This is a genomic window from Streptomyces sp. CA189 (assembly GCF_056428985.1).
Window position 1 is genome coordinate 1 of record NZ_JBWJVM010000034.1, and the last position, 25,329, is coordinate 25,329.

25 protein-coding genes and 1 pseudogene are annotated in these 25,329 nt (G+C 71.3%); 6 read left to right on the forward strand and 20 right to left on the reverse strand.

All coding sequences use genetic code 11. The features are described from left to right. Nucleotides 1-201: 201 nt before the first annotated feature. A complete protein-coding gene (locus tag AC061S_RS23960) occupies nt 202-1,143 on the reverse strand; it encodes a LysR family transcriptional regulator (protein ID WP_478687972.1) in 942 nt (313 codons plus the stop codon). A gap of 70 nt (nt 1,144-1,213) precedes the next feature. Between AC061S_RS23960 and AC061S_RS23965 the strand changes: the two genes are divergently transcribed. After that, complete coding sequence (locus AC061S_RS23965; protein WP_478687973.1) at nt 1,214-2,353, forward strand: TDT family transporter; 1,140 nt, start codon at nt 1,214-1,216, stop codon at nt 2,351-2,353. A gap of 58 nt (nt 2,354-2,411) precedes the next feature. Here the strand turns inward: AC061S_RS23965 and AC061S_RS23970 are convergent, their stop codons facing one another. Further along, nucleotides 2,412-3,131 carry a helical backbone metal receptor gene (locus AC061S_RS23970; protein WP_478688044.1) on the reverse strand — a complete coding sequence of 240 codons (720 nt, stop codon included), beginning with the start codon at nt 3,129-3,131 and terminating at the stop codon, nt 2,412-2,414. A 14-nt stretch (nt 3,132-3,145) separates the two neighbouring features. Next, nucleotides 3,146-3,799 carry a helix-turn-helix domain-containing protein gene (locus AC061S_RS23975; RefSeq protein WP_478687974.1) on the reverse strand — a complete coding sequence of 218 codons (654 nt, stop codon included), beginning with the start codon at nt 3,797-3,799 and terminating at the stop codon, nt 3,146-3,148. 186 nt (nt 3,800-3,985) lie between these two features. Here AC061S_RS23975 and AC061S_RS23980 point away from each other — a divergent pair, with 186 nt between their 5' ends. The 4 genes from AC061S_RS23980 (at nt 3,986) to AC061S_RS23995 (ending at nt 8,494) form a co-directional block, all read left to right on the forward strand. Then, entirely contained in the window at nt 3,986-4,891 is a 906-nt protein-coding gene (locus tag AC061S_RS23980) for a 5'-3' exonuclease (protein WP_478688045.1), read from the forward strand. 61 nt (nt 4,892-4,952) lie between these two features. Beyond that, the gene (locus AC061S_RS23985) at nt 4,953-5,801 is read left to right on the forward strand and encodes a siderophore-interacting protein (protein ID WP_478687975.1); all 849 of its coding nucleotides are present in this window, start codon (nt 4,953-4,955) and stop codon (nt 5,799-5,801) included. A 139-nt stretch (nt 5,802-5,940) separates the two neighbouring features. Next, the gene (locus AC061S_RS23990) at nt 5,941-7,503 is read left to right on the forward strand and encodes a serine hydrolase (RefSeq protein ID WP_478687976.1); all 1,563 of its coding nucleotides are present in this window, start codon (nt 5,941-5,943) and stop codon (nt 7,501-7,503) included. Nucleotides 7,504-7,522: 19 nt separating this feature from the next. Next, nucleotides 7,523-8,494, forward strand: coding sequence for an RluA family pseudouridine synthase (locus AC061S_RS23995; RefSeq protein ID WP_478687977.1), 972 nt, complete (start codon nt 7,523-7,525; stop codon nt 8,492-8,494). 8 nt (nt 8,495-8,502) lie between these two features. On the opposite strand, the gene AC061S_RS24000 is transcribed toward AC061S_RS23995, so the two are convergent. The 13 genes from AC061S_RS24000 to AC061S_RS24060 form a co-directional block, all read right to left on the reverse strand. Next, a complete protein-coding gene (locus AC061S_RS24000) occupies nt 8,503-9,153 on the reverse strand; it encodes a helix-turn-helix domain-containing protein (RefSeq protein WP_478687978.1) in 651 nt (216 codons plus the stop codon). A gap of 90 nt (nt 9,154-9,243) precedes the next feature. Then, nucleotides 9,244-12,105, reverse strand: coding sequence for a DEAD/DEAH box helicase (locus AC061S_RS24005; RefSeq protein WP_478687979.1), 2,862 nt, complete (start codon nt 12,103-12,105; stop codon nt 9,244-9,246). Nucleotides 12,106-12,170: 65 nt separating this feature from the next. After that, entirely contained in the window at nt 12,171-13,079 is a 909-nt protein-coding gene (locus AC061S_RS24010) for a diacylglycerol kinase (protein ID WP_478687980.1), read from the reverse strand. Nucleotides 13,080-13,116: 37 nt separating this feature from the next. Continuing rightward, on the reverse strand, nt 13,117-14,082 hold the full coding sequence (tatC, locus tag AC061S_RS24015) for a twin-arginine translocase subunit TatC (RefSeq protein WP_478687981.1): 966 nt from the start codon (nt 14,080-14,082) through the stop codon (nt 13,117-13,119). A gap of 61 nt (nt 14,083-14,143) precedes the next feature. Beyond that, nucleotides 14,144-14,443, reverse strand: a complete 300-nt coding sequence (gene tatA / locus AC061S_RS24020; protein ID WP_478687982.1) for a Sec-independent protein translocase subunit TatA — start codon at nt 14,441-14,443, stop codon at nt 14,144-14,146. A gap of 170 nt (nt 14,444-14,613) precedes the next feature. Further along, a complete protein-coding gene (locus tag AC061S_RS24025; RefSeq protein ID WP_478687983.1) occupies nt 14,614-14,814 on the reverse strand; it encodes a hypothetical protein in 201 nt (66 codons plus the stop codon). Nucleotides 14,815-14,840: 26 nt separating this feature from the next. Continuing rightward, complete coding sequence (locus AC061S_RS24030; RefSeq protein ID WP_243334037.1) at nt 14,841-15,053, reverse strand: CpXC domain-containing protein; 213 nt, start codon at nt 15,051-15,053, stop codon at nt 14,841-14,843. Nucleotides 15,054-15,076: 23 nt separating this feature from the next. Continuing rightward, nucleotides 15,077-16,090 carry a helix-turn-helix transcriptional regulator gene (locus AC061S_RS24035; protein WP_478687984.1) on the reverse strand — a complete coding sequence of 338 codons (1,014 nt, stop codon included), beginning with the start codon at nt 16,088-16,090 and terminating at the stop codon, nt 15,077-15,079. Nucleotides 16,091-16,170: 80 nt separating this feature from the next. Further along, on the reverse strand, nt 16,171-17,133 hold the full coding sequence (locus AC061S_RS24040) for a helix-turn-helix transcriptional regulator (RefSeq protein WP_478687985.1): 963 nt from the start codon (nt 17,131-17,133) through the stop codon (nt 16,171-16,173). Nucleotides 17,134-17,291: 158 nt separating this feature from the next. Next, the gene (locus tag AC061S_RS24045) at nt 17,292-17,678 is read right to left on the reverse strand and encodes an FKBP-type peptidyl-prolyl cis-trans isomerase (protein ID WP_478687986.1); all 387 of its coding nucleotides are present in this window, start codon (nt 17,676-17,678) and stop codon (nt 17,292-17,294) included. 48 nt (nt 17,679-17,726) lie between these two features. Continuing rightward, the gene (locus AC061S_RS24050; protein WP_478687987.1) at nt 17,727-18,668 is read right to left on the reverse strand and encodes an FKBP-type peptidyl-prolyl cis-trans isomerase; all 942 of its coding nucleotides are present in this window, start codon (nt 18,666-18,668) and stop codon (nt 17,727-17,729) included. Between the two features lie 126 nt (nt 18,669-18,794). Further along, nucleotides 18,795-20,156, reverse strand: a complete 1,362-nt coding sequence (pafA, locus tag AC061S_RS24055) for a Pup--protein ligase (protein WP_053678744.1) — start codon at nt 20,154-20,156, stop codon at nt 18,795-18,797. Between the two features lie 136 nt (nt 20,157-20,292). After that, nucleotides 20,293-21,594, reverse strand: coding sequence for an MFS transporter (locus AC061S_RS24060; protein ID WP_478687988.1), 1,302 nt, complete (start codon nt 21,592-21,594; stop codon nt 20,293-20,295). A 145-nt stretch (nt 21,595-21,739) separates the two neighbouring features. On the opposite strand from AC061S_RS24060, the gene AC061S_RS24065 reads away from it, so the two are divergent. Continuing rightward, nucleotides 21,740-22,741, forward strand: a complete 1,002-nt coding sequence (locus AC061S_RS24065; protein ID WP_478687989.1) for a LacI family DNA-binding transcriptional regulator — start codon at nt 21,740-21,742, stop codon at nt 22,739-22,741. 67 nt (nt 22,742-22,808) lie between these two features. On the opposite strand, the gene prcA is transcribed toward AC061S_RS24065, so the two are convergent. The 4 genes and pseudogenes from prcA to AC061S_RS24085 form a co-directional block, all read right to left on the reverse strand. Continuing rightward, nucleotides 22,809-23,573, reverse strand: coding sequence for a proteasome subunit alpha (gene prcA, locus AC061S_RS24070; protein ID WP_450908394.1), 765 nt, complete (start codon nt 23,571-23,573; stop codon nt 22,809-22,811). 44 nt (nt 23,574-23,617) lie between these two features. Further along, the gene (gene prcB / locus AC061S_RS24075) at nt 23,618-24,457 is read right to left on the reverse strand and encodes a proteasome subunit beta (RefSeq protein ID WP_478688046.1); all 840 of its coding nucleotides are present in this window, start codon (nt 24,455-24,457) and stop codon (nt 23,618-23,620) included. Nucleotides 24,458-24,553: 96 nt separating this feature from the next. After that, nucleotides 24,554-25,006: pseudogene (locus AC061S_RS24080) on the reverse strand (endonuclease domain-containing protein); the annotation flags it as partial. Between the two features lie 46 nt (nt 25,007-25,052). Further along, complete coding sequence (locus tag AC061S_RS24085) at nt 25,053-25,265, reverse strand: ubiquitin-like protein Pup (protein WP_478687990.1); 213 nt, start codon at nt 25,263-25,265, stop codon at nt 25,053-25,055. Between the last annotated feature and the right edge of the window lie 64 nt (nt 25,266-25,329).

The following is a 25,329-nucleotide window of genomic DNA, read 5'->3' on the forward strand; positions in this document are numbered from 1 at the left end:
CCCCGCCCTTCCACCGTTCCCCGGGGCTCCGCCCCGGACCCCCCGGGTGCGGACTCCCGCAGGGGCCCGCCCCCGACCAACTCCGCGTCAGCGCCACGTCCGCCCCGGACCAGTTCCGGGCCCTCCGGGCCCACACCGGACCGACCCCGCATCCGCACCGGGTCCGCCGGGCCGACCCCGCCTCCCGCCGGGCCCACCGGATCAGCGCCGGGTCAGCGAAAGCAGGTCCCGCGCGGGCCCCGCCGGCCGCGCCCCCGCCGGCCACACCGCCCGGAGCTCCCGCTCCAGCCCCGCCCCGAGCACCGGCACGCACACCAGCCGCCGCCCCGCCAACTCGTCCCCGACCGCCAGTTCCGACAGCACGCACGGCCCGGCCCCGCTCACCGCCGCCGCCTTCACCGCGGTGGTGGAGGCCAGCTCCAGCAGCGGCTCCGCCAGCCCCCCGCACCCGGCCAGCGCCGCGTCCAGGACCTGCCGGGTCCCCGACCCCCGTTCCCGCAGGATCAGCGGGGTCGCCGCCAGCTCCGCCGGCTCCACCCCGCGCGAGCGCCGCGCCCACGGGTGCCCGGGAGCCACCGCCACCACGAGGCGGTCCTGCGCGATGACCACCGAGTCCAGTCCCTCCGGCACCCTCAGCCCCTCCACGAACCCGAGGTCCGCCTCGTGCGCCAGCACCCGCTCCGCCACCACCGCGGAGTTCCCCGCGTGCAGCGACACTGCCGTGTCGGGACGCTGCCCGCGCAGCGCGATCAGCCAGCCGGGCAGCAGGTACTCCGCGATGGTCATGCTGGCCGCGACCCGCAGCCGGGAGTCGCGGCGGCCCCGTAGCGCCTGCGCGCCCGCGTCGAAGGCCTCGGCCGCCTCCACCACCCGCCGGGCCCAGTCCGTGACCAGCGCGCCCTCCGCGGTCAGCGTCGACCCGCGCGGGGAACGGTCCACGAGCGCGACCCCGAGCCGGGTCTCCATCGCCCGGATCCGGCTGCTGGCGGCGGGCTGGGTGATCCCGAGCCGCCGCGCGGCGGCGCTCAGACTGCCCACGCGCGCGACCGCGAGCAGCAGTTCCATGGCGCCCAGGTCCGGGACCCGGTGTGCCAGCGGAAGCTGCCCTTCGGTCCAGTCCTCGTTTCCGTACCCATTCCCCATAACTTCACTTTATGCCCTCATAGGAAGAGACCCTCTGCCGTCCGTCCCGGCCCGGCGGGACGCTGGACCCATGGCCACCACCCTCGTACACCCCCGTCCCATCACCCCCGGGACCGTCGCAGCCCTCCGCACGGGGCACCACAAGGCTCCCTCCCTGCGGCACCTCGGCCCCAACTGGTACGCCTCCGTCATGGGCACGGCGATCATCGCCAATGCCGGCGCGACCCTCCCGTACCAGCTCCCGGGCCAGCGCGTGGTCTGCCAGATCTTCTGGGTGCTGGCCGCCGCCGCCCTCGCGGTCCTGCTGACCGCCCGGGCCGGCCACTGGCTCCACCACCGCGACCAGGCCCGCGCCCACCTCCTGGACCCCGCCGTGGCCCCCTTCTACGGCTGCCTCTCGATGGCCCTGCTGGCCGTCGGCGGCGGCACCCTCATCGTCGGCAAGGACCTCATCGGGGTCCCCGCCGCCGTCGCCGTGGACGCGGTCCTGTTCACCGCGGGCACCGCGATAGGCCTCCTCGCGGCCGTCGCCGTCCCCTACCTGATGGTGGTCCGCCACAAGGTCGAGGCCCACCAGGCCACCCCCGTCTGGCTGCTCCCCGTGGTCGCCCCCATGGTCTCCGCCGCGCTCGGCCCCCTGCTCATCCCCCATCTCCCCGCCGGCCAGGCCCGCGAGGCCATGCTGCTCGGCTGCTACGCGATGTTCGGCCTCAGCCTGCTCGCCACCCTGCTGCTGCTCCCCCTGATCTTCGGCCGGCTGATCGTCAGCGGCCCCCTCCCGCTGGCCCTGACCCCCACCCTGTTCCTGGTGCTGGGCCCCCTCGGCCAGTCCACCACCGCGGTGAACTCCCTCGCGGACATGGCTCCCCAGTCGATGGCCGGCCCCTACTCCGGCGCCTTCTCCGCCTTCGCGGTCGTCTACGGGGTCCCCGTGATGGGATTCGCCCTGCTGTGGCTGGCGCTGGCCGCGGCGATGCTGCTGCGGGCCGCCCGGAACGGCATGGGGTTCGCCATGACCTGGTGGGCGCTGACCTTCCCCGTCGGCACCTGTGTCACCGGCGCCGCCGGACTGGCCCGGCACACCGGCCTCACCGCCTTCTCCTGGCTGGCCGCGGCCCTCTTCCTGGCCCTGCTGACCGCCTGGCTCCTGGCCGCCGCGAACACCCTGCGCGGCCTCACCACCGGCCGCCTGCTGGCGGCGCCCCGCTAGCGGGCGACGCCCGCTGGAGCGACGCCCGCTGGAGCGACGCCCGCTGGAGCGACGCCCGCTAACGCGAGGCGCGCAGGGCAGCCCCCAGCACCGCCGGGGCCTCGGCCAGCGAGGGGCCGTACCAGGTCAGGTGGCGGCCGTCGACGAACGCGGCCGGGATACCGGGGAAGGCCTCGGGCCCGTCCCCGGCGGTGAAGCGGTACGGCTCGTCCGGGAACACCACGAGCTCGCAGCCGGCCGCGGCCAGCTCGGCCGCCGGGATCCTCGGGTACCGCTCCGCGTGCCCGGCGTAGGCGTTGCGCACGCCGAGACGGGCCAGCAGGTCCCCTGCGAAGGTGTCGCGGCCCAGCACCATCCAGGGCCGCCGCCAGACCGGCACGAAGGCCGTCCGCGGCGGCCCGGCCGGCTCCGCGCGGGCCCACGCGGCCTCCGCCTCCGCCAGCCACCGGGGCCGCTCCAGCCCCATGGCCCCCACCAGCACCCGGTCCAGTTCGGAGAACGCCTGCGGGAGGTCCCGTACCTCGGTGACCAGGACCTCCAGCCCGGCCGCCCGCAGCGCCGCCAGGTCCGGAGCCCGGTTCTCCTCCTCGTTGGCGAGGACCAGATCCGGGCGCAGCTCCGCGATCGCCCGTACGTCGGGGTTCTTCGTCCCCCCGATGCGCGCCACGTCCCCCAGACCGGCCGGGTGCGTGCACCAGTCGGTCACCCCGGCCAGCGCCCCGGGCGCGCTCACGGCCACCGCCTCGGTCAGGGACGGCACCAGCGAAACGACCCGCATGGCCCCCATCCCGGTCAGTGTCCCGGCGAGGGCGGTTCGGAGGTCGCGTGGATGTGCTCGCCGACCGCGACGATCAGGATCCGGGTGTCCTCGGTGACGGCCCGCCAGCGGTGGCGCACCCCGCCGGACAGGAACAGCGCGTCGCCGTTCTCCAGCCGGTACGCCCGCCCTTCGGCCTCCACCTGGCAGGCGCCCGAGACCACGTACATCAGCTCGTCGTTGCGGTGCTGGTACTCGCGGCCCGCGTCCTGGTCCCCGGTGAACTCCAGCGCGTGCAACTGGTGGTGCCCGCGCACCAGGGGCCGTACGCCGGGGACGGGGGTCAGCCCGGACTCGTCGCCGGCTCGTACGAGGTCCACGGTGCGCGCGGTGTCGGAGGCGGCCAGCAGATCGACGGCCGTGGTCTCCAGCGCGTCGGCGACCCGCTCCAGGGACCGCATGCTGGGCCGGGCCCGCTCGTTCTCTATCTGGCTCAGGAAGGGAACCGACAGTCCGCTGCGCGCGGACACGGCTGCGAGGGTCAGGTGCAGGGCCCGGCGTCTCTTGCGCACGGCCACGCCCACCCGGAGCGGTTCCTTGGAGTCCTTGTCCCGATCCCGTTCCTTGTCGTCCGCGCCGGTCGTCACTTCGCGTCCGTTCTTGCCGTCGGTGCCGTCCCTGTCGTCCATGGCGGGGCTGCCCTCCCCTTGTTCCGGGTGGTCCGGTCCATCGCACATCGCACGTCGGTGTGCTGTAAGCACCTTACGCAGCAACCGGCCCCGGTTTCGCGCCCAAGAGCGGAGGAGGCCGTACCCGCGCCACTTTCCGTTTGCCCTCAGTGCATCATCGTGACCGTGACGACGACACGACGCCTGATGCTCCTGGACACCGCTTCCCTCTACTACCGCGCGTACTTCGGCGTGCCGGACTCCGTGAAGGCCCCCGACGGCACTCCGGTCAACGCCGTCCGCGGCCTGCTCGACTTCATCGGCCGCCTCGTGCAGGACCACCGGCCCGACGACCTGGTGGCGTGCATGGACGCCGACTGGCGCCCCCACTGGCGGGTGGAGCTCATCCCGTCCTACAAGGCCCACCGGGTCGCGCAGGAGACCGCGAGCGGTCCGGACGTCGAGGAGACCCCGGACACCCTGGCCCCGCAGGTCCCGATCATCGAGGCGGCCCTGGACGCCTTCGGCATCGCCCGGGTGGGGGTCGCCGGGTACGAGGCCGACGACGTGATCGGCACCCTGACCGGCCGCGCCACCGGCCCGGTGGACATCGTCACGGGCGACCGCGACCTGTACCAGCTGGTCGACGACGCCAAGCAGCGCCGGGTCCTGTACCCGCTGAAGGGCGTGGGCACCCTCCAGGTGACCGACGAGGCCTGGCTCCGCGAGAAGTACGGGGTGGACGGCCCCGGCTACGCGGACCTGGCGCTGCTGCGCGGGGACCCGAGCGACGGCCTGCCGGGCGTACCCGGCATCGGCGAGAAGACCGCGGCGAAGCTCCTGGACGCCTACGGGGACCTGGCCGGAATCATCGCGGCGATCGAGGACCCGACGTCGAAGCTGACCCCCACCCAGCGCAAGCGGCTGGACGAATCCAGGCCGTATCTGGCGGTTGCCCCGAAGGTGGTCCAGGTCGCTTCGGACGTTCCTCTTCCGCCGTTCGACCCGGCGCTCCCGGCCGTTCCCGCCCAGCCGGATCTCGTCGCGGCGCTCGCACACAGGTGGGGCCTGAGTGGCGCTGTTGACCGCCTGGGCAGCGCACTGCGCACCTGAGGTGCTAACTTAGGTAATCCTAAGCTTCACGGAGTCAGGGTCGGAAAGTCAGGGAGACGTCGTGGCAGAAGGACGCGCCCGCAAGGTCGGCACCGCAGTGGTCGTGCGGACCGAGCGGTTGGGTCCGCACATGGTGCGGATCGTGCTGGGCGGTGCGGGGCTGGCCGGATTCGGCGCGGGCAGGTACACCGACCACTACGTGAAACTGCTCTTCGCACCCGCCGGGGTCACCTACACCACCCCCTGGGACCTGGACCGGATCCGGGCGGCCCACCCCCGCGAGGAATGGCCGCGCCAGCGCGCGTACACCGTGCGCGCCTGGGACCCGGCCCACCTGGAGCTGACGCTCGACTTCGTGGTCCACGGCGACGAGGGGCTGGCCGGCCCCTGGGCGGCCCGCGTCCAGCCGGGTGAACTCGTACGCTTCCTCGGTCCGGGCGGCGCCTACGCCCCGGACCCGGCCTCCGGCTGGCACCTGCTCGTCGGCGACGAGAGCGCCCTGCCGGCGATCGGCGCGGCGATGGAGCGGATGCCCGCCGGGGCGCGGGTCCACGCGCTCGTGGAGGTCCAGGGCCCGGACGACGAGCAGGATCTCGCCACCCCCGACGGCATCGTCCCGATCTGGATCCACCGCGGCTCCCGCCCGGTCGGGAAGGCGCTGACCGAGGCCGTCCAGGTGATGGCCTTCCCCTCCCCCGACGTACACGCTTTCGTGCACGGCGAGGCCGGCTTCGTCAGAGCCCTGCGCCGCCACCTGCGCATCGACCGCGGCATCCCGCGCGAACGCCTGTCCATCTCGGGCTACTGGCGCCTGGGAGAGACGGACGAGGGCTGGCGCGCGATCAAGCGGGACTGGAACGCGGACGTCGAAGCCGAGCAGGAACGCACCCTGGCCACCGCCGCGTCCTGACGCCGACACCCGGGGGCCCCGCCCGCCCATGACACCCCGCCCGCACGGAATCCCGCGGCGAGCGGCCTCGTAAGGCGGGGTCACCGGTACGGAACGGCCTCGTAAGGCGGGGTCACCCGGTCGGCGGGACAATGAGCCCATGCGTACGCTCCGCGCATTCACGGCAGCCGGAGCAGCCGCCCTCCTGGCCACCGCCGGGACGGCGACCGCCGCGCCGAGCCCGCCGCCCGCGCCCACCGCCCAGCTCACCGACGCCCAAGTCGACACGGCGGTGCGGCGCCTCGACGCGACCGTCGCCGAGATGATGCGCCGCACGGGAGTCCCCGGCGTCTCCGTCGCCGTCGTCCACGACGACAAGGTGGTCTACCTCAAGGGCTTCGGCCTGCGCCGCGTCGGCGACCCGGCCGCGGTGGGCCCCGACACCGTCTTCCAGGTCGCCTCGCTCTCCAAGCCGATCTCCTCCACCATCGCCGCCGGGGTCCTCAAGAACCCCGCCGACTTCGACCGGCACACCGAACTCCCCGGCTTCGCCCTCAAGGACCCGTGGGTGACCTCCCACGTCACCACCGCCGACCTGCTCTCCCACCGCAGCGGCCTGCCCGACCACGCCGGCGACCTCCTCGAAGACCTCGGCTACGACCAGGCGTACATCCTCGACCACCTGCGCCTGGCGCCGCTGACCCCCTTCCGCGCGAGCTACGCCTACACCAACTACGGGTTCACCGCCGCCGCCGAGGCGATCGCCCGCTCCCAGGGCACCACCTGGCAGAAGCTCAGCGCCGACACCCTCTTCAAGCCCGCCGGCATGACGCACACCAGCACCGAGTTCCAGGCCTTCGTCGACGCCCCCGACCACGCCGCCACCCACGTGAAGGCTGCGCCCGACGGCGAGAAGGGCAACGACACGTGGATCCCGCGCTACGTCCGCGATCCCGACGCCCAGGCCCCGGCCGGCGGAGTGAGCAGCACGGCCCGCGACATGTCCCGCTGGCTGCGCCTCCAGCTCTCCGGCGGCACCCTCGACGGCAAGCGGATCATCCCCGCCGACACCCTCGCCCGCACCCACCTGCCCGAGATCGTGTCGCAGCCGCCCGCCTCCCCCACCGGCCGCACCGGCTTCTACGGGCTGGGCTGGAACGTCAACTACGACGACGCGGGCCGCCTGCGCCTGAGCCACTCCGGCGCCTTCGAACTCGGCGCCAACACCAGCGTCAGCATGCTCCCGCTGGAGAAGCTCGGCATCGTCGTCCTCACCAACGGCGCCCCCGTCGGCCTCCCCGACGCCATCGCCGCCGACTTCTTCGACACCGCCGAACACGGGAAGGCCACCACCGACTGGCTGGCCCTGATCGGCGCCCTCTACGCCCAGATCAACGCGGAGGGCCGCTCCCCCACCGACTACGCCCGCCCGCCCACCGGGGCGAAGCCGGCCGCGGAGGACTCCGCGTACACCGGCGCGTACGAGAACCCCTACTACGGCAAGGCCACCGTGGCGGCCACGAGCGAGGGCAAGCTGACCCTGTCCCTCGGCCCGGAACCGATGGTCTTCCCCCTCACCCACTACGACGGGAACACCTTCAGCTACGAGACCGCCGGGGAGAACGCGGTCGGCCGCACCGGGGTGTTCTTCTCCCCCTCCGACCGCACGGTCCGCATCGAGTACCTGGACGCCGACCACCTGGGCACTTTCACCGGCCGGTAGGGCGCATAGCCTGTACCCGGTGAAGCGCAGATCCCACATCCCCGACGCGCCCCTGCCCCAGGTCTCCGGCATCGACCCGGTCCGCATGCGGCTGCCCCCCGACCCGGACGGGACCTGGCCTGACCTCGGCTCCTACCTCACGGCACGCTACGAGGGCACGCGCGGGGCCGAGTCCATGGCCCGCCTACTGCGGGACGGCCGGGTGCTGGGCGCCGGCGGCCGGGTGCTGCGGCCGCAGGACCCGTACGAGCCCGGCGGCTTCCTGTGGTTCCACCGGGACATGCCGCCCGAGCCCGTGGTGCCCTTCCCCATCGGGGTCGTCTACCGCGACGAGCACCTGCTGGTGGCCGACAAACCGCACTTCCTGGCCACCACCCCGCGCGGCAGCCACGTCTTCCAGACGGCCCTGGCCCGGCTCCGGGTGGAACTCGGCCTGCCCGCGCTGAGCCCCGCGCACCGGCTGGACCGGATGACCGCCGGGCTGGTGCTGTTCAGCATCCGCCCCGAGGACCGGGGCGCCTACCAGCTGATGTTCCAGGAGCGGCGGATCCGCAAGGAGTACGAGGCGCTCGCCCCCCACGACCCGGCGGTGGAGTTCCCCCGGACCCTGCGCAGCCACATCGAGAAGGTCCGCGGGGTCATCGCGGCGACGGAGGTCGCGGGCGCCGAGCCCAATGCCGAGACCCTGGCCGAACTCCTCGCGGTCAGGGGGGACACCGGACGCTACCGGCTGACCCCGCACACCGGCCGCACCCACCAGCTTCGGGTGCACATGAACAGCCTGGGCCTGCCGATCCTGGGCGACCCGGTCTATCCGGTGGTCAGCGATCCGGCGTCCGACGACTACCGGCGGCCGCTCCAGCTCCTGGCCCGCACCCTGGAGTTCACCGATCCGGTCACCGGGATCGCGCACCGGATCGAGAGCGGCCGCACCCTGCGGGCCTGGGAGGACCGGCCCGGGTGGGAAGAGGGATCCTGGGACGACGCCTAAGGCACGGCCTAGCGGCCGACGTCCGCGATCCGCAGCGCCGCGTCGGCGGTGGCCTCCGCGAAGGCGGCCACCGGGCGGGCCGGATCGGAGCGGTGGATCAGCATCACGCCTTCGATGAGACCGAAGACGAGGTCATTGCGGAGCACCAACCCGGCCAGGTCACCGGCGAGTTCGGTTCCGACGCGGGTACCGTTGAGCAACTCCCGGTAGATGTCCTTGAGTTCCTGGCGCATCCGGCGGAAGCGTGCGAAGCGCGCACCGGAGACCTCGGGCAACAGGTAGAGCGCGCCCAGGTTGTACGGCCCCCCGCAGAGCAGCATCACGTCCGAGCGGCACAGCTCCCAGAGCCGGCGGCCGGCCGGCCGGCCCGCCTCCCGGACCAGCCGGCGGGCCAGCTCCAGGGAGGGGGCGACCGTGGACTCCAGGAGTTCGGCGAGGAGTTCCTCCTTGCCGCCGAAGTAGTGGTACATCGTGGCCTGGCGCATTCCGGCCCGTTCGGCCACGGCCCGCGTGGTGGTGGCCGCGTACCCCTTCACCGTGAACAACTCGGCCGCCGCGTAGAGGAGTTCCTCGCGCGGCGGCCGCCCGCTCGCCGGTCTCAGCTGATCGGCGCGTGGCCGACCGACCCGTCTCGGCCCATCGTCCGTTCCACCAGTCATGGCCCGATTTTCCCACAGGACACGTCGAAGCGATCATGGCAAGAGATGAGATCCGGCCATGACCACTTCTGGAGGAACCTCCAAATCCGGTTATCCCACCGAGCTGTAGGCCACCACACCGCGCAGCAGCGCGTCCACCGCCTTGCGGGCGTTGCGGGCCACGGTGCTGCCACCCCCCGGGGAATCCGAGGAGCCGGGCGCGGAGGAGGAGGGCGCCGCGGCGGCCACCTGCCCCAGCACGTCGATGACCTGCTTGCACCAGCGCACGAAGTCGCCGGCCGGCATCTCCGCCTCGCGCAGCACCTCGTCCAGGCTCTTGTCGGAGGCCCACTGGTACACCGCCCACGCGAAGCCGAGGTCCGGCTCACGCTGGCCCACGCCCTCCGCCTGGTTGATGCCGTGCTCCTCCTCCAGCGCGTCGAGCCGGCCCCAGATGTGGACCATCTCACCGAGCGCGGCCTTCGCCGCGCCCCCCGGCACCTTCGGCGCGACCGCGTCGTCGGACTGCCGCGCCTCGAAGACCAGCGCCGAGACGCAGGCGGCCAGTTCGGCCGGGCTCAGCCCCTCCCAGACGCCGGCCCGCAGGCATTCCGACGCCAGCAGGTCGAGCTCTCCGTAGAGCCGGGCGAGCCGCCGCCCGTGCGGGGTCACCTCGTCCTCGCGCAGGTAGTCCAGATCCGTCAGCAGCGCGTGGATCCGGTCGAAGGTGCGGGCGATGGTGTTCGTCCGGCCCTCGATGCGCTGCTCCAGCTGTCGCGTGTCCCGCTGGAGCCGGTGGTAGCGCTCCGCCCAACGGGCGTGGTCCTCGCGCTCGTCGCAGCCGTGGCACGGGTGTGCCCGCAGCGCGGTGCGCAGCCGCGTGATCTCCCGGTCGTCGGCCGCGGCCGCCCGCCCGCGCGCGTGGCGCTCCACCGTGAGGTGCCCGGCCTTGCTCCGCAGCTGCGAGGCCAGGTCCCGACGGGACTGCGGGGAGCGGGCGTTGAACGTCTTGGGGATCCGCATCCGCTCGATGGCCTCGACGGGGACCGGGAAGTCGATCCCGGCGAGCCGCTTGACCTGCCGCTCCACGGTGAGCACCAGCGGGCGCGGACCCTCGGTGTACTCGTGCCCGCGGTGCCCGTTGGACCGCCCGGCCGGGACCCCCGGGTCCAGCACCAGGGCCAGCCCGGCGAACTTGCCCGTCGGCACGTGGATGATGTCGCCCGGCTTGAGCTTCTCCAGCGACGCGGCAGCCTGCGCCCGCCGCTGGGAAGCACCCTGCTTGGCCAGGTCGTTCTCGCGGTCCTTGAGGTCCCGGCGCAGCCGCGCGTACTCCTCGAAATCACCGAGGTGGCAGGTCATGCCCTCGCGGTAGCCGTCCAGGCCCTCCTCGTTGCGCTGCACCTGCCGGGAGATCCCGACGACCGAGCGGTCGGCCTGGAACTGCGCGAAGGAGGTCTCCAGCAGCTCGCGCGACCGGTGCCGCCCGAACTGCTGGACCAGGTTGACGGCCATGTTGTACGAGGGCTTGAAGCTGGAGCGCAGCGGATACGTGCGGGTACCCGCGAGCCCGGCCAGGCCCGCCGGGTCCATGCCCCGCTGCCACAGCACCACCGCGTGGCCCTCGACGTCGATCCCGCGCCGCCCGGCCCGGCCGGTGAGCTGCGTGTACTCGCCGGGGGTGATGTCGGCGTGCTGCTCGCCGTTCCACTTGACGAGCTTCTCCAGGATGACCGTGCGCGCCGGCATGTTGATGCCCAGCGCCAGGGTCTCGGTGGCGAACACCGCCTTCACCAGGCCCCGTACGAACAGCTCCTCGACGACCTCCTTGAAGGTGGGCAGCATGCCCGCGTGGTGCGCGGCGATGCCCCGCTCCAGGCCTTCGAGCCATTCGTAGTAGCCCAGGACGTGCAGGTCCTCGGTGGGGATGGACGCGGTCCGCTCCTCCACGATCTCGCGCACCTTCAGGCGCGCGGTGTCGTCGTTGAGCCGCAGCCCCGCATACAGGCACTGCTGGACGGCGGCCTCGCAGCCGGCCCGGCTGAAGATGAAGTTGATGGCGGGCAGCAGCCCGTCGCCGTCCAGCCGGGCGATGACCTCGGGACGCGAAGGGGTCCAGATCCGGCCGCGCGAGCGCCGCTCGCGCTCGCGGTCGGCCTCGCGGACCATCTTTCCGCGCCGCCGGTCCTTCGGGTTGTACCGGCTGCTGTTCTCCTCCCGCGCCATCCGCAGCAGGTCGGGGTTGACCTCGCGGCGCGCGGAGCCGCGGCCGCCGTGGTCGGACCCCTCCTCGAACAGGTCGTAGATCCGCCGGCCGGCCATGACGTGCTGCCACAGCGGTACGGGCCGCTCCTCGGAAACGATGACCCGGGTGTCGCCGCGCACGGTGTCGAGCCAGTCGCCGAACTCCTCGGCGTTGGAGACGGTGGCGGAGAGCGAGACCAGGGTCACCGACTCGGGGAGGTGGATGATCACTTCCTCCCAGACGGCTCCGCGGAACCGGTCGGAGAGGTAGTGCACCTCGTCCATCACCACGTAGCCCAGACCGTTCAGCGCCTGCGAGCCCGCGTACAGCATGTTGCGGAGCACCTCGGTGGTCATGACGACCACCGGAGCATTGGCGTTGACGCTGTTGTCACCGGTGAGCAGGCCGACCTTGTCGGCGCCGTAGCGCTTGGCGAGGTCGGCGTACTTCTGGTTCGACAGGGCCTTGATGGGCGTGGTGTAGAAGCACTTGCGGCCCTGCTGGAGGGCCAGGTGCACGGCGAACTCGCCGACGATCGTCTTGCCCGAACCGGTCGGCGCGGCGACGAGGACGCCCTTGCCGGCCTCCAGTGCCTTGCAGGCCTCGATCTGGTAGGGATCCAGGTCGAATTCGTACATCTCACGGAAGGGCCACAGGGCCGTGGCCTCTTCGGCGGCGCGGATCCGGGCAGCGGCGTACCGCTCGGCGGGAGAAAGTTCTTCGGTCATCTTGTCTTCGAGCCTACCCGCCACCCCTGACAACAGTCGCGATCTTTTGCGCGGGCCCGGACGTCCTACGCCAGGAGCCGCAGGGCCGCCGGGACGCACTCCGCGCTCACCGGGAGCGGACCCAGCGGCTCGCCGTCCGCGTAGGCGGTGATGCCGGCCGCCTCCAGCGTCACCTGCGCGGCCCGGTGGACGGTGACCTTCGGATGGTCGAGGTGGGTGCCCTTGTACACCCGCGGGAAGACCTTCAGCAGGGTGGCGCGGCTGCAGTCGCCGACGACGGTGACGTCGAAGAGCCCGTCGTCGGGGACCGCGTCCGCGCAGATGCGCATGCCGCCGCCGTAGGAGGAGCCGTTGCCGACGGCCACCAGCGTGGCCTCGGTCTCCAGGACCGGGCCGCCGTCCAGGGTGATCCGGTACGGGAAGGGCCGGAACGCGGCCAGTTCCAGAGCCATCGCCAGGTCGTACTTGAACCGGCCGGCCGGCAGCCGCATCCGGTTGCCCCGGTCGTTGACCCGCGAGTCGAAGCCGGAGCACAGCACGGTCCCGTACCAGGTGCCTCCGCCCGGCCCGCCCGCCCCGCGGACCCGGCCGAGGTCGATCTCGCGGACCCGGCCCTCCTTGAGCGCCCCGGCGGCCAGCCGGCCCGCCCGCGCGGGTTCCCGTACGGGCAGTCCCATCGCGCGCGCGAAATCGTTCCCGGTGCCCACCGCGACCACCCCGAGCGGCACCGCGGTGCCCGCGAGCGCCTGTAGCGCGAGGGAGACCATCCCGTCACCGCCGACCGCGATCACCGCTCCGGTGCCCTCGCGCACCGCGGTGCGCAGCCGGGCCAGGGCGTCGGGGGCATCGGCGCCGACCACGGTCCGCACCGAGAAACCGGCCTCGCGAAGCGCGGAAGCGGCCGGCTGCGCGGCGTGCGCGGCCCGGCCGCTTCCGGCGGTGGGATTGACGAAGAGGGTGATCTCAGCACTCACCCACGGGAATGTACCTGCCAGGTCTGACCGGCGTCGATCAGGTGGCGTCGTCGTAGCCGTTGATCCGCCGGCGTCCGCCGTCGGCCTGTTCGGGCAGGGTGCCCGGGGCGGCCACGGCCTCGACCGCACCCACCTCCGCCGGGGTCAGGTCCACCTCGGAGGCCTCGTCGTCGTCGAGGCCCGCGTCGGGGTTGTTCCGTGCCCGCCTGCGGTCGTTGAGGTAACAGAACAGGAGCGCGACGAAGTACAGGGCGACGATCGGCATGGCCAGCGCCAGCATCGTCAGCGGGTCACCGGTGGGCGTCGCGAACGCGGAGAAGAGGGTGATGCCCAGCACCATGGCCCGCCACCAGCTCGCGAGCCGCTTCGCGGTCAGCACCCCGGTGACGTTGAGCAGGATCAGCAGCAGCGGCAGCTCGAAGGCCAGGCCGAAGACCACGACCATGCGCGTGACCAGGTCGAGGTAGTCGTCGACCGGCAGCAGGTTGCTCGCGTTGTCGGGGGTGAACTCCAGCAGGATCACCGCGGTCTGCGGCAGGACGTTGTACGCGAGGACCGCGCCGGCGCCGAACAGCGGCGCGCCGACCGCCACGAAGGCCACGGCGTACTTCTTCTCGTTGTTGTGCAGCCCCGGGGCCACGAAGGCCCACAGCTGGTACAGCCACACCGGTGCGGAGAGCACGAGACCGGCGGTCAGCGAGACCTTCAGGGCGATGGAGAAGGGCGCGATGAGGCCGTTGACCGTCATGGCGGCGCAGGGATTCCCGTTGCGCTGCGCGACCACGCCGTTGGCACAGCCGACGGAGTCCAGGATCGGCTTCATCATGAAGTCGATGAGGTCCTTGTAGAAGAACGCGGCCACGATGGTGACCACGAGGACCCCGAGGACCGCCTTCATCAGCCGGTTTCTCAGCTCACGCAGGTGCTCGACAAGAGGCATCCGCCCTTCGGCGTCCTTTGCCTTCTGGTCCTGCTTCTCCTGCTTGCGGGCAGACTTGAGCAACCCACGTTCCTTGTCTCGTTGCAGTTGACTGATGCGAGCGCGGCCGCTGGAGCGGCCGCCGTCAGCCCTGCTTGGTGTGGTTGGGCTCGTTCACGGGGCGGGCGCTGGTGACGTCACCGGGCGCGGCCTGGATCGTGCGCGGGGCCGTGGCCTGCTGCGGGGGCACAGGGTCGGCGACGGAAGAGGCGGTGGCGGCGTCCTCCGCCTCCCCCTCCTTCTTCATCGCCTTCGCCTCGCTCTTGAGGATGCGGGCGGACTTGCCGAGCGAGCGGGCCATGTCGGGAAGCTTCTTGGCACCGAACAGCAGGAAGATCACGGCGACGATCAGGAGGATCTCGAGGGGCTTCAGGTTGCCGATCATGTGTGTCTTCCTTCTCACCGAAACGGCTGGTTGTGGTAGTCGGGACGGCCCTGACCGAGATCGGTAAGCCGTCCTGACATCGATCGTAACCCCCGGGGGTTAACGCCGGGCAATCCCCTGGGGCATCACCGATTGCGTGGTCAGACAGTACGACGGTTGCCGGAGGATGGCTATGGCCGCACGGAGCGCCCGGCCCTGGCCAGGCCCGTCGCGGCCTGCTCCAGATCCGCGGAGGCGTCCGCGATCCGGCGCCCGGCGTCCGCGACCTGGACGGAGAGCCGGCGCACCTCCACGAAGACCCGCACGGCGAGGACGGCGAGGACGGCGAACCCGAGGAAGCCCAGAGCGATTGCGAACATCGGCCACAGCATGCGACGAGCCTAGGCCACCGGCCGGCTCACACGCTGCGCAGGGTGCTCACGCCGCCACCGGTCAGCAGTTCCACGATGCGCTCACCGGCCGGTTTGCGCACCGGAGCCCCGCACTCGGGACAGGTGAAGGAGTAGAACGTCGTACGCCGGCTGCCGCCGATGGCCAGGCGCAGGGAGCCCGCGTCCAGCTCGAAGCGGGCCCGGCAGTCGGGACAGGACGCCTTGAACGCGACCGACATCGCGCGGATCCCCCCTCGGCCCCTCAGCCCTGTTCCCCGGCCGCGCCGCGCTCGACGGCCACGTCCCCGGCCACGTCGCCCTCGTACGCGGCGAGCGCCTCCCGGGCCGCCCGGCGGGCGCTGTCCGCCAGCTCCACCGGGGCCACGATCCGCCCCTCCCGGCCCAGCCGCAGCGCGAGGCGCCGCAGCGAGCCCGGGTCAGGGGTGCGCAGGGTGATCCGCAGACCCCCCTCGGGCAGTTCCTCGGCACTGTCGTGCGGGTAGTACTCGGCCACCCAGCGACCGCCGGGACCGACCTCCACCACGACCTCCGGGTCCTCGGCGGCCGGCTGGACCAGCCCCTCGGACAGGTCGCGGGGCTCGATGGCGGGCGGATCGGCCCGCTCGTCGAGCAGCCGGATCTCCGCCACCCGGTCCAGGCGGAAGGTGCGCCGGGCCTCGGAGAGGTGGCACCACCCCTCCATGTAGGTGTGCCCGACGGCGAACAGCCGGATCGGGTCGACCTTGCGCTCGGTCAGCTCGTCGCGCGCGGGCGAGTAGTAGCGCAGCCACAGCCGGCGCTGCTCGGCGATGGCCCGGTCCACGTCGGCGAAGACCCCGCCCTCGGACTCGAACGTCACCGAGAGCCGGGAGCTGGCCCCGGCGGCCTCGCCCGCGGCCGCCTCCAGCTTGGCGGTGGCCCGCAGCAGGGCCTGGCGGTCGCCCTCGCGCAGCCCGGGCAGCGTGGCCACGGCCCGCGCGGCCACCAGCAGCGCCGTCGCCTCGTCGGCGGCCAGCCGCAGCGGCTCCGCGGTCGACTCCCCCGAGGCATCGGGGTTGCGCCACCAGATGCGCTCCCCGTCGGTGTCGATGTCGAGCAGGTCACCGCCCCGGAAGCTGGTCCCGCACATGGGCAGCACGTCGAGGTCCGAGATCAGCTCGTCCTCGGTGATCCCGAAGGCCCGGGCCACGTCCGCGACGTGCGCCCCCGGGCGCTCGCGCAGGTACGTCACCAGGGACAGCATCCGGCGCGTCTGGTCGATGGCGTTGGCAGCCATGCTGGTACGTCTCCCCCTCAGGGCGTTGCTCACTGATCTTGCCCGGTCCACCCGCTCCCGCGCGTCTCCGCGCGGCCGGGTCAGCCCTTGGCCACGGCCCGCAGCCGGTCCACCACGTCGGCCCGCAGGTCGGCCGGCTCCAGCACCACGACATCGGGGCCGAACTCCACCAGCCAGGCGTCCAGCCCGTGCCCGTACGGGATCTCCAGCTCGTCCCAGCCCCCGCCGCCGGCCCCCTCGCGCACCGCCGTGGCCTTGGCCCGCAGCGGATAGCCCGCCCCCGCGCGCAGCCGGATCAGCGCGGAGCGCTTAGCGCTCTCCCCGGCCCAGCTCGCCACGGTCTCCCGTACGGTCACCACGTCCGGGACCTCGGCGGTGTACTTGGCCGCCCGCGAGCGGACCTTGCCCGTGATCCGGGAGAGCCGGAACACGCGCTCCGCCCCGCGGTCGCGGTCGAAGCCCGCCAGGTACCAGTGGCCGCGCCAGCACTCCAGGGCCCACGGCTCGACCTGCCGGGTCTCGGGGCGGGCCGCGGTGGACTTGCGGTAGTCGAAGACGACGGGGCGGCGGTCGCGGCAGGCGAGCATCAGCGGCTCGAAGGCAGCCTCGTGCACCGGGATCCGCGGCTCGATGGCACTGTGCTGGCCCTCGTACGGGTCCGAGGCCTCCGGCATTCCGCCGGCGCGCAGCTTCTGCAGGGCGCCACTGGCCGCCCCGGCCAGCCGGGCCTGCTGCCAGACCTTGGCGGCGAGCCCCAGGGCCGCGGCCTCCTCGGCGTCCAGCGCCACGGGCGGCAGCCGGTTGGAATCACGGCGGGCCAGATAGCCGGTGTCGCCGTCCAGGTTCTCGACGGTCTCGATGACCAGCCCGAGCTCCCGCAGATCATCCTTGTCCCGCTCGAACATGCGGTTGAAGGACTCGTCGTTCCCGGCTTCCATGTAGGCCTCGATGGAACCGCGCAGTTCCCGCTTGCTGAGCGGCCGGCGCGTCCCCAGCAGACACAGCGCCAGATTCATCAGCCGCTCGGCCTTGGCAATCGCCATCGACGCCCATCCGCCCTTCCAGACCTTCGAGTCGTGTCCCCGGTACACCCTCGTGACCGCTGACCGTACCGCCCCGACGGTCCTGGGCAAAAGCGAGGGCCCCCGCCTTCACGGCAGGGGCCCCGCACGCTTCGCAGCGTCGCTTCACAGCGGACTGATCAGGCGCCCATCAGGTCGCACACGAAGATCAGCGTCTCGCCCGGCTTGATGGCACCGCCGGCGCCACGGTCGCCGTACGCCAGGTGGGCCGGGATCGTCAGCTTGCGGCGGCCGCCGACCTTCATGCCCTGGACGCCCTTGTCCCATCCGGAGATGACCTGGCCGACACCGAGCTGGAACTGCAGCGGCGCGCCGCGGCCCCAGGAGGCGTCGAACTCCTCACCGGAGGAGAAGGCCACGCCCACGTAGTGGACGGAGACGCGGGAACCGGCCTTGGCCTCGGCTCCGTCGCCCTCCCAGATGTCCTCGATGACGAGGTCGGCCGGGACCGGGCCCTCGGGGAAGTCGATCTCGGGCTTCTCGATCTTCTCGGGCTTGTTGCTCACGGAACTGCTCCTCAAAAACTTACGAACAGGGGTACAACCCGGACAGTTTTACACCACGGCCAGGATGTCGAGGCTGAAGACCAGCGTCGAGTTGGCCGGGATGGTCCCCTGCTCCTTGTCACCGAAACCCTGGTCCGGCGGGATGACCAGCAGGATGCGGCTGCCGACCTTCTTGCCGACGATCCCGTCCTTCAGACCCTTGACCGAGAGCTCCGCCAGCGGCCACGTCACCGACTGGTCGGAGGTGTAGGTGCTCTCGAAGGTCTTGTCGTCCTTCCACGTCTTGCCGTGGAACTTGACCACCACGCTGTCGGTGTCCTTCACGGCCGCGCCCTCGCCGCTCTCCAGGACGTAGTTCGAGACGAGCTTGGTCGGCGCCGCCCCGTCCTTCGGGACGGTCACGGAGACTTCCTTGCCGTCCGTGTTCGTACCGACCTTCGGCAGGGCGGCGTCCGTCTGCGGGACCTCCTTGCCCGTGGCCGAAACCGGGACGGTGGTGGCCTTGACGATGTCCACGACGAAGACCAGCGTGGCGTTCGGCTTGATCTTGTCGCCCGAGCCCTGCTCGCCGTAACCGAGGTTCGGCGGAATCACGAGCTCCAGCCGGCTGCCGACCTTCTTGCCCTCGAGGCCCTGGTCCCAGCCCTTGATGACCTGGCCCGCGCCGATGGTCACGTCGAACGGCTTGCCCTTGCCGAAGCTCTGGTCGAACGGCTCCTTGCCGTCCCAGACCTGGCCGAGGTAGTTGACCTGGGCGATGTCGCCCTTCTTCAGCACCGGGCCGTCACCCTCGCTGACGGTCACCACCTTCAGTTCCTTCGGCGGGGTACCCGACCCCTTCGCCAGGGTGGGGGTCTCACCGAACTTGGCACCCTTGGTGATCGCGGGCGCCCCGTTCTTCATCTCGGCGGAGTCGGAGCCGCTGTCGCCACAGGCCGCTGTCGACAGCAGCAGAAGGGGTACGACAAGCAGGCCGGCAAGTCGGCGCACGTGTTCCTCAGATCTCAGACGGCACATAGGTCGTCGCCACTCTAAGGCGTGGACAGGGCCCCGTACGAGATCCGTACGGGGCCCTGGCCAAGATCAGTGCGATGTCACACGACGCCACGCGGCGCCCTACATCCCCGCGATCAGCTTCTCCACCCGGTCGTCCACCGACCGGAACGGGTCCTTGCACAGCACCGTGCGCTGCGCCTGGTCGTTCAGCTTCAAATGCACCCAGTCGACCGTGAAGTCCCGCCGCTGCTCCTGCGCACGACGGATGAAGTCACCCCGCAGCCTCGCCCTCGTCGTCTGCGGAGGCACCGACTTCCCCTCGAAGATCTTGAGGTCGTTGCAGATCCGCGCCGCCTGCCCCTTGCGCTCCAGCAAGTAGTACAGCCCGCGCCTGCGGTGGATGTCGTGATACGCGAGGTCTATCTGAGCCACCCGCGGATTCGACATCGTCATGTTGTGCTTCGCCCGGTACCGCTCGATCAGCTGGTACTTCATCACCCAGTCGATCTCGGTACCGATCCGGTCCAGGTCCTCCGCGTCGATCGCGTCCAGCGTCCGGCCCCACAGCTCCAGCACCTGGTCCACGACACCCGTACGGATGCCCCGGCGCTCCGCGAAGTCCACCGCCTTGTCGTAGTACTCCCGCTGGATCTCCAGCGCCGAGGCCTCCCGACCGCTCGCCAGCCGCACCTTGCGCTGACCCGTGATGTCGTGACTGACCTCGCGGATCGCCCGGATCGGGTTCTCCAGCGTCAGGTCCCGCATCACCGTGCCCGCCTCGATCATGCGCAGCACCAGATCGGTCGCCCCGACCTTCAGCAGCATGGTCGTCTCGGACATGTTCGAGTCGCCCACGATCACGTGCAGACGCCGGTACCGCTCCGCGTCCGCGTGCGGCTCGTCCCGCGTGTTGATGATCGGCCGCGAACGCGTCGTGGCGGAACTGACGCCCTCCCAGATGTGCTCGGCCCGCTGACTCACGCAGTAGACCGCGCCCCGGGGCGTCTGCAGCACCTTGCCCGCACCACAGATCAGCTGCCGCGTGACGAGGAACGGGATCAGAATGTCCGCCAGCCGGGAGAATTCCCCGTGCCGGGCCACCAGGTAGTTCTCATGGCAGCCGTACGAGTTTCCCGCCGAGTCGGTGTTGTTCTTGAACAGATAGACGTCGCCCGCGATTCCCTCCTCGTGCAGGCGGCGTTCGGCGTCGACGAGCAGGCCTTCGAGAATGCGCTCGCCGGCCTTGTCGTGGGTGACCAGTTCGATCAGGTTGTCGCATTCGGGAGTTGCATACTCCGGATGCGAACCCACGTCGAGGTAGAGGCGGGCGCCGTTCCGCAGGAAGACATTGCTGCTGCGGCCCCATGACACAACACGGCGGAAGAGGTAGCGCGCCACTTCGTCAGGAGACAGTCGGCGCTGTCCCCTGAACGTGCACGTGACGCCGTACTCGTTCTCCAGCCCGAAAATGCGGCGGTCCATGACTGAACATTACGCCTTCTGCTCTGTTCTGAAACCGAGTTCGCAGGCGCCGTTTCGATCATTTTCCCGAGAGCCCACCCCGGCACCCGCCCCGGCACCCGCCCACCGACCGACCACGGACCGACCACGGACCCGCCTAAGACCCCGTCACAGAGGCCTCCGCAGAGCCCTCCAACGGCCCCGCCGAACCTGCCGCCGACTGCCCGGCCACCGACCCCTGCGCCGAAGCCTGCACCGAACCCGCCACCGCACGGCTCGCACCCGGACGCGCCAGCACCCGCTGAGTGACCGTCAACACCAGCAGCGCCGCGAACCCCGCCACACTCGCCACCGCGAAACCCGCCGCCACACCCCCCGCCTCCACCGAAGGACCCGCCGCCGCCGTACCGATCGCCGCACCCACCCCGAAGAACGTCACCAGCCACGAGAACGCCTCCGTCACCGTGCCCGCCGGAGCATGCCGGTCCACCACGATGAACGCACACGCCAGAGCCGGAGCCAGGAACACCCCCGCCAGCGCCGCGAACCCCGTCATCGCCACCACACCCGGCACCAGCATCAACGGCAGATAACACACCGCCAGCAACGCCAGCAGCACCCAGAGCCGCCGCTCCGGCGCCCCCGCCCACTGCCGCGCCCCGTACAGCACACCACCGAACAGCGCGCCCAGACCCAGCGCCGCCATCAGCCAGCCGTACACCGCCTGACCCCCGTGCTCGTCCGCGTACGCCACGCCCGCCACCGTGATCGAACCCAGAGCCGTCCCCACGAAGAAGAACGCCCCCAGCAACGCCAGCAGACCCCGCGACCGCAGCGCCCCCAGCCAGTGCGCCTCCCGCGGCGCCGAACGCCACGTACGCGAAGGCTCCGACACCACGACCGACAGCGCCCCCAGCACCCCGATCCCGTTGAGCACCAGCAGCGCCACCGCCGGATCCCACAGCGCCACGCACAAGGTCACCAGCAGCGGCCCCACCGTGAACATGACCTCCTGGGCCACCGCGTCCATCGCGTACGCCGCATGGACCCGCTCCTCCTTGCCACCCAGCACGCCCGGCCACAGCGCCCGCAGCCCGCCCTCCAGCGGCGGCGTGAACAGCCCCGCGACCACCACCGCCGCGTACGCCACCGCCACCGACCCGGTACCGGCCAGCGCCAGCCACACCATGCCCAGCGCCGACACCACCGCCGCCGGCAACTGCACCCGCGGCTGCCCGAACAGGTCCACCGCCCGCCCCAGCAGCGGCTGCCCCACCGCGTTCGACACGCCGTACGCGGCGGCGAGGGCCCCCGCCAGGCTGTAGCTGCCGCCCTCTGCCCGGGTGAACAGCACGATCGCGATCGGCCCCGTCCCGTTCGGCAGCCGGCCTACGAGCGTGCCCACCAGCAGCCTCGCGGCATGCCGGGTCCTGAGCAGCTCCGCGTAACCCGCGGCCATGTCCGCCCCCTTCCGCCCGGAACCAGCCGGGAGTCCACCAAGTAATACGTATAACGTGACGGGTCATACGTACCATGACCACAGTCGGACGGTCCACCCACCCGACACCCACACCCCCCGCGACCTCGCACTACAGGAGCACCGTGTGACGAGACCCACCAGCCGCGACGTGGCCACCGCCGCCGGAGTCTCCCAGGCCACCGTCTCCCTCGTCCTCGGCGACAAATGGCGCGGCCGCGTCTCCGAACGCACCGCCGACCACGTCCGCCACACCGCCACCGAACTCGGCTACCGCCCCAACCTCGCCGCCCGCAACCTCCGCCTCGGCTCCACCCGCACCGCCCTCCTCGTCGTCCCCGCCCTCACCAACGAATTCTTCGCCCGCGTCTACACCGGCGCCGCCCGCATCGCCGCCCGACACGGCTTCGGCGTCGTCCTCTACCCCTCCCCCGACGGCACCGGCCCCGCCCGCGACCCCTTCGCCTCCGCCCGCGCCGCCCTCGACGGAGTCATCGCCTCCTCCATGGCCGCCGACGCCCTCCACGCCCTCGGCGGCGACGGACTCCCCCTCGTCATGCTCGACAGCGACCCCACCGCCGACACCGCCCACGCCCACGTCAACCTCGCCATCGCCGACGGCATGCGCCAAACCGCCGAACACCTCCTCACCCACGGCCACCACCGCTTCCTCCACCTCGCCTCCGCCATCGACTCCTGGACCTTCGACGTCCGAGCCAACGCCCTCGCCACCCTCCTGCCACCCCCCGCCGAGCTGCGCACCGTACGGGCCCACCTCAGCGTGGAAGCCGCCCGTACGGCCATGGAGACCGCCCTGGACACCCCCGCGGACCGCCGCCCCACCGCCGTCGTCTGCGACGACGACGTCCTCGCCGCCGGCGCCTGCAAAGCCGCCCGCCGCCTCGGCCTGCGCATCCCCGAGGACCTCTCCGTCACCGGCTTCGACGACCTCGCCCTCGCCACCGCCGTCGAACCGGAACTCACCACCGTCCACCTCCCCGCCGAACGCGTCGGCGAACAGGGCATGACCGCCCTCCTCGCCGTCCTCGAAGACACCCCCTGGACCCCCGTCGACATCCCGGTCCACCTCGTCGTCCGCGACTCCACCGGGCCGGCCCCGACCACCTGAGCCCCCGGGTACGCGAAAGCGCCCCCGGCCGATGGCCAGGGGCGCTCACACGCACTACGTGCTTGCTCTACTCAGCTTCCTCTTCGGGAGCCTCGTCGTTCGAGACGGCATCCGCCTGAGCGGCCGCCGGAACGTCCGCCTCCAGCAGCCGCGACAGCTGCCGACCGCGGATCCGCTTGAACTTGCGCTGCTGGGCCCGCGTACGGTCCAGCACCGCCACCTCCAGCCGCTCCGCCGGAATCGACTTGTCCGTACCGTTCGCCTGGCTCGACAGCGCCTGCACCGCCAGCTTCAGCGCCTCGGACAGGGTCATCCCGTCCTGGTGCCGCTGATCCAGATAGGTGCTGATCTGCTCGGCGTTCCCGCCGACCGCCACCGAACCGTGCTCGTCGACGATCGACCCGTCGTGCGGCAGCCGGTAGATCTGGTCACTAGCAGCGGTCGCACCGACCTCCGCCACCACCAGCTCCACCTCGTACGGCTTCTCCCCCGCACTCGAGAAGATCGTGCCGAGCGTCTGCGCGTAGACGTTCGCCAGCCCACGGGCCGTCACATCGTCACGGTCGTAGGTGTATCCACGCAGATCGGCGTACCGCACACCGCCGATGCGCAGGTTCTCGTACTCGTTGTACTTGCCGGCGGCCGCGAAGCCGATCCGGTCGTAGATCTCGCTGAACTTGTGCAGCGCGCGGGACGGGTTCTCACCGACGAACACGATGCCGTCGGCGTACTGGATCACAACAAGGCTCCGACCGCGGGCGATGCCCTTGCGGGCGTATTCCGCCCGGTCGGCCATGGCCTGCTGGGGTGACACATAGAACGGAGTCGACACCGGCTTTCCGTCCCTTTCTTCTGGACGACGAGGAGGTCAGAGGGTCAGAGCAGGGCGGCGCGCGGACCGTCGGGCTGCTCCAGCCGACGGTTCGTGATCTTGCGGGCCAGCTCCGAGGACTCCTCGTCGGTCAGCCTGCGGAATCCCTCGTCGGTCATGACGGTGACGATGGGGTAAATGTGGCGGTAGAGGTCCGGGCCGCCGGTGGCCGAGTCGTCGTCGGCGGCGTCGTACAACGCCTGCACGACGAGCGTCGTGGCCTCCTCCTCCGTCAGCTTGGAGTGGTACAGCTTCTTCATCGAGCCGCGCGCGAAGATCGAGCCGGACCCGGTCGCGGCGTAGCCGTGCTCCTCCGAGCGGCCGCCGGTCACGTCGTAGGAGAAGATCCGGCCCCTCTCCTTGGCCTCGTCGTACCCCGCGAAGAGCGGCACGACGGCCAGCCCCTGCATCGCCATGCCGAGATTGCTCCGGATCATGGTGGAGAGCCGGTTCGCCTTACCTTCAAGGCTCAGGGTCGCCCCCTCCACCTTCTCGAAGTGCTCCAGCTCCAGCTGGAACAGCTTCACCATCTCCACGGCCAGACCGGCGGTGCCGGCGATGCCGACGGCGGAGTACTCGTCCGCCGGGAACACCTTCTCGATGTCCCGCTGCGCGATCATGTTCCCCATGGTCGCCCGCCGGTCACCGGCGAGCACGACCCCGCCGGGGAAGGTGGCGGCCACGATGGTCGTCCCGTGCGGCGCCTCGATGACCCCGTCGGGCAGCTTCCGGTTGCCCGGGAGCATCTCGGGCTGGTGCGCGCCCAAGAAGTCCATGAAGGACGACGACCCCGGCGTCAGGAAGGCTGCCGGTAGACGCCCTGTGCCACGATTGTTGGCTTCCACGCGTGTCCCTCCAAGTATGAGACGACCCGACGAGCCGTCGGGATCGTCACCCAACTTGCCGATGGCCGTATTGCAGTTGAAGCACAGTACGCCTCGGACCTTACCCGTCTGGTGGCAGTGATCCACATGTACGGCCGGAGCCTTCAGACAGATACAGCAGAGCCCACCTTGAGCTGCAATCATTTCGTCGCGCTGCGCCTCGGTCATGCCGTATGAACGCTTGAGGTGCCCCGCCCGACCGCGCTGCGCCTTGCATGCCTTGCAGCAAGTGGCCAGCCCGTCGGACGCGCTCGCGTTCTTATGCCATTCACCGTGCGGCTTAATCTCCCCGCACGGCGTGCAGCGTTTCCAACCAGCCTGGATTTCGACCTTTTCCCGGACACTCTTGCCCTCAGCTGCGCGGCGGAGCCGGTAACGCTCGGCACCGTACTCCGCCACACAGTCACGGCATCTGGGCTGGAGACCGTCCCCACGATTGCGATCCGCGGCAAACCCGCTCCTGGGGAGATCCCGGCCACAACCACGACACCACTTGGTTCCCGTAGACATGACCCCCACCCCAGCACATCACCTTCGATTCGAAGGCAAAAATGCCCTACTGACCACCCTTTTGAACGAAGCTTCGAACAAAATCCTCAGCGTTCTCTTCGAGTACATCGTCAATCTCGTCAAGTACAGAGTCGACGTCGTCGGAGAGCTTTTCCTGACGTTCCTTCAGGTCAGTGGCCTCCTCGACCGCCGCCTCCTCGACCTCCTCGGTCGAGCGCTGCGCCTTCTGCTGTCCGCCGCCGGTGTCCTTGGTCGCCATGTCTAGCTCACCCCGCTCGGTTCGCACGCTCACGTGAAAGACCCCGCGAATTCGGGATCCCTCA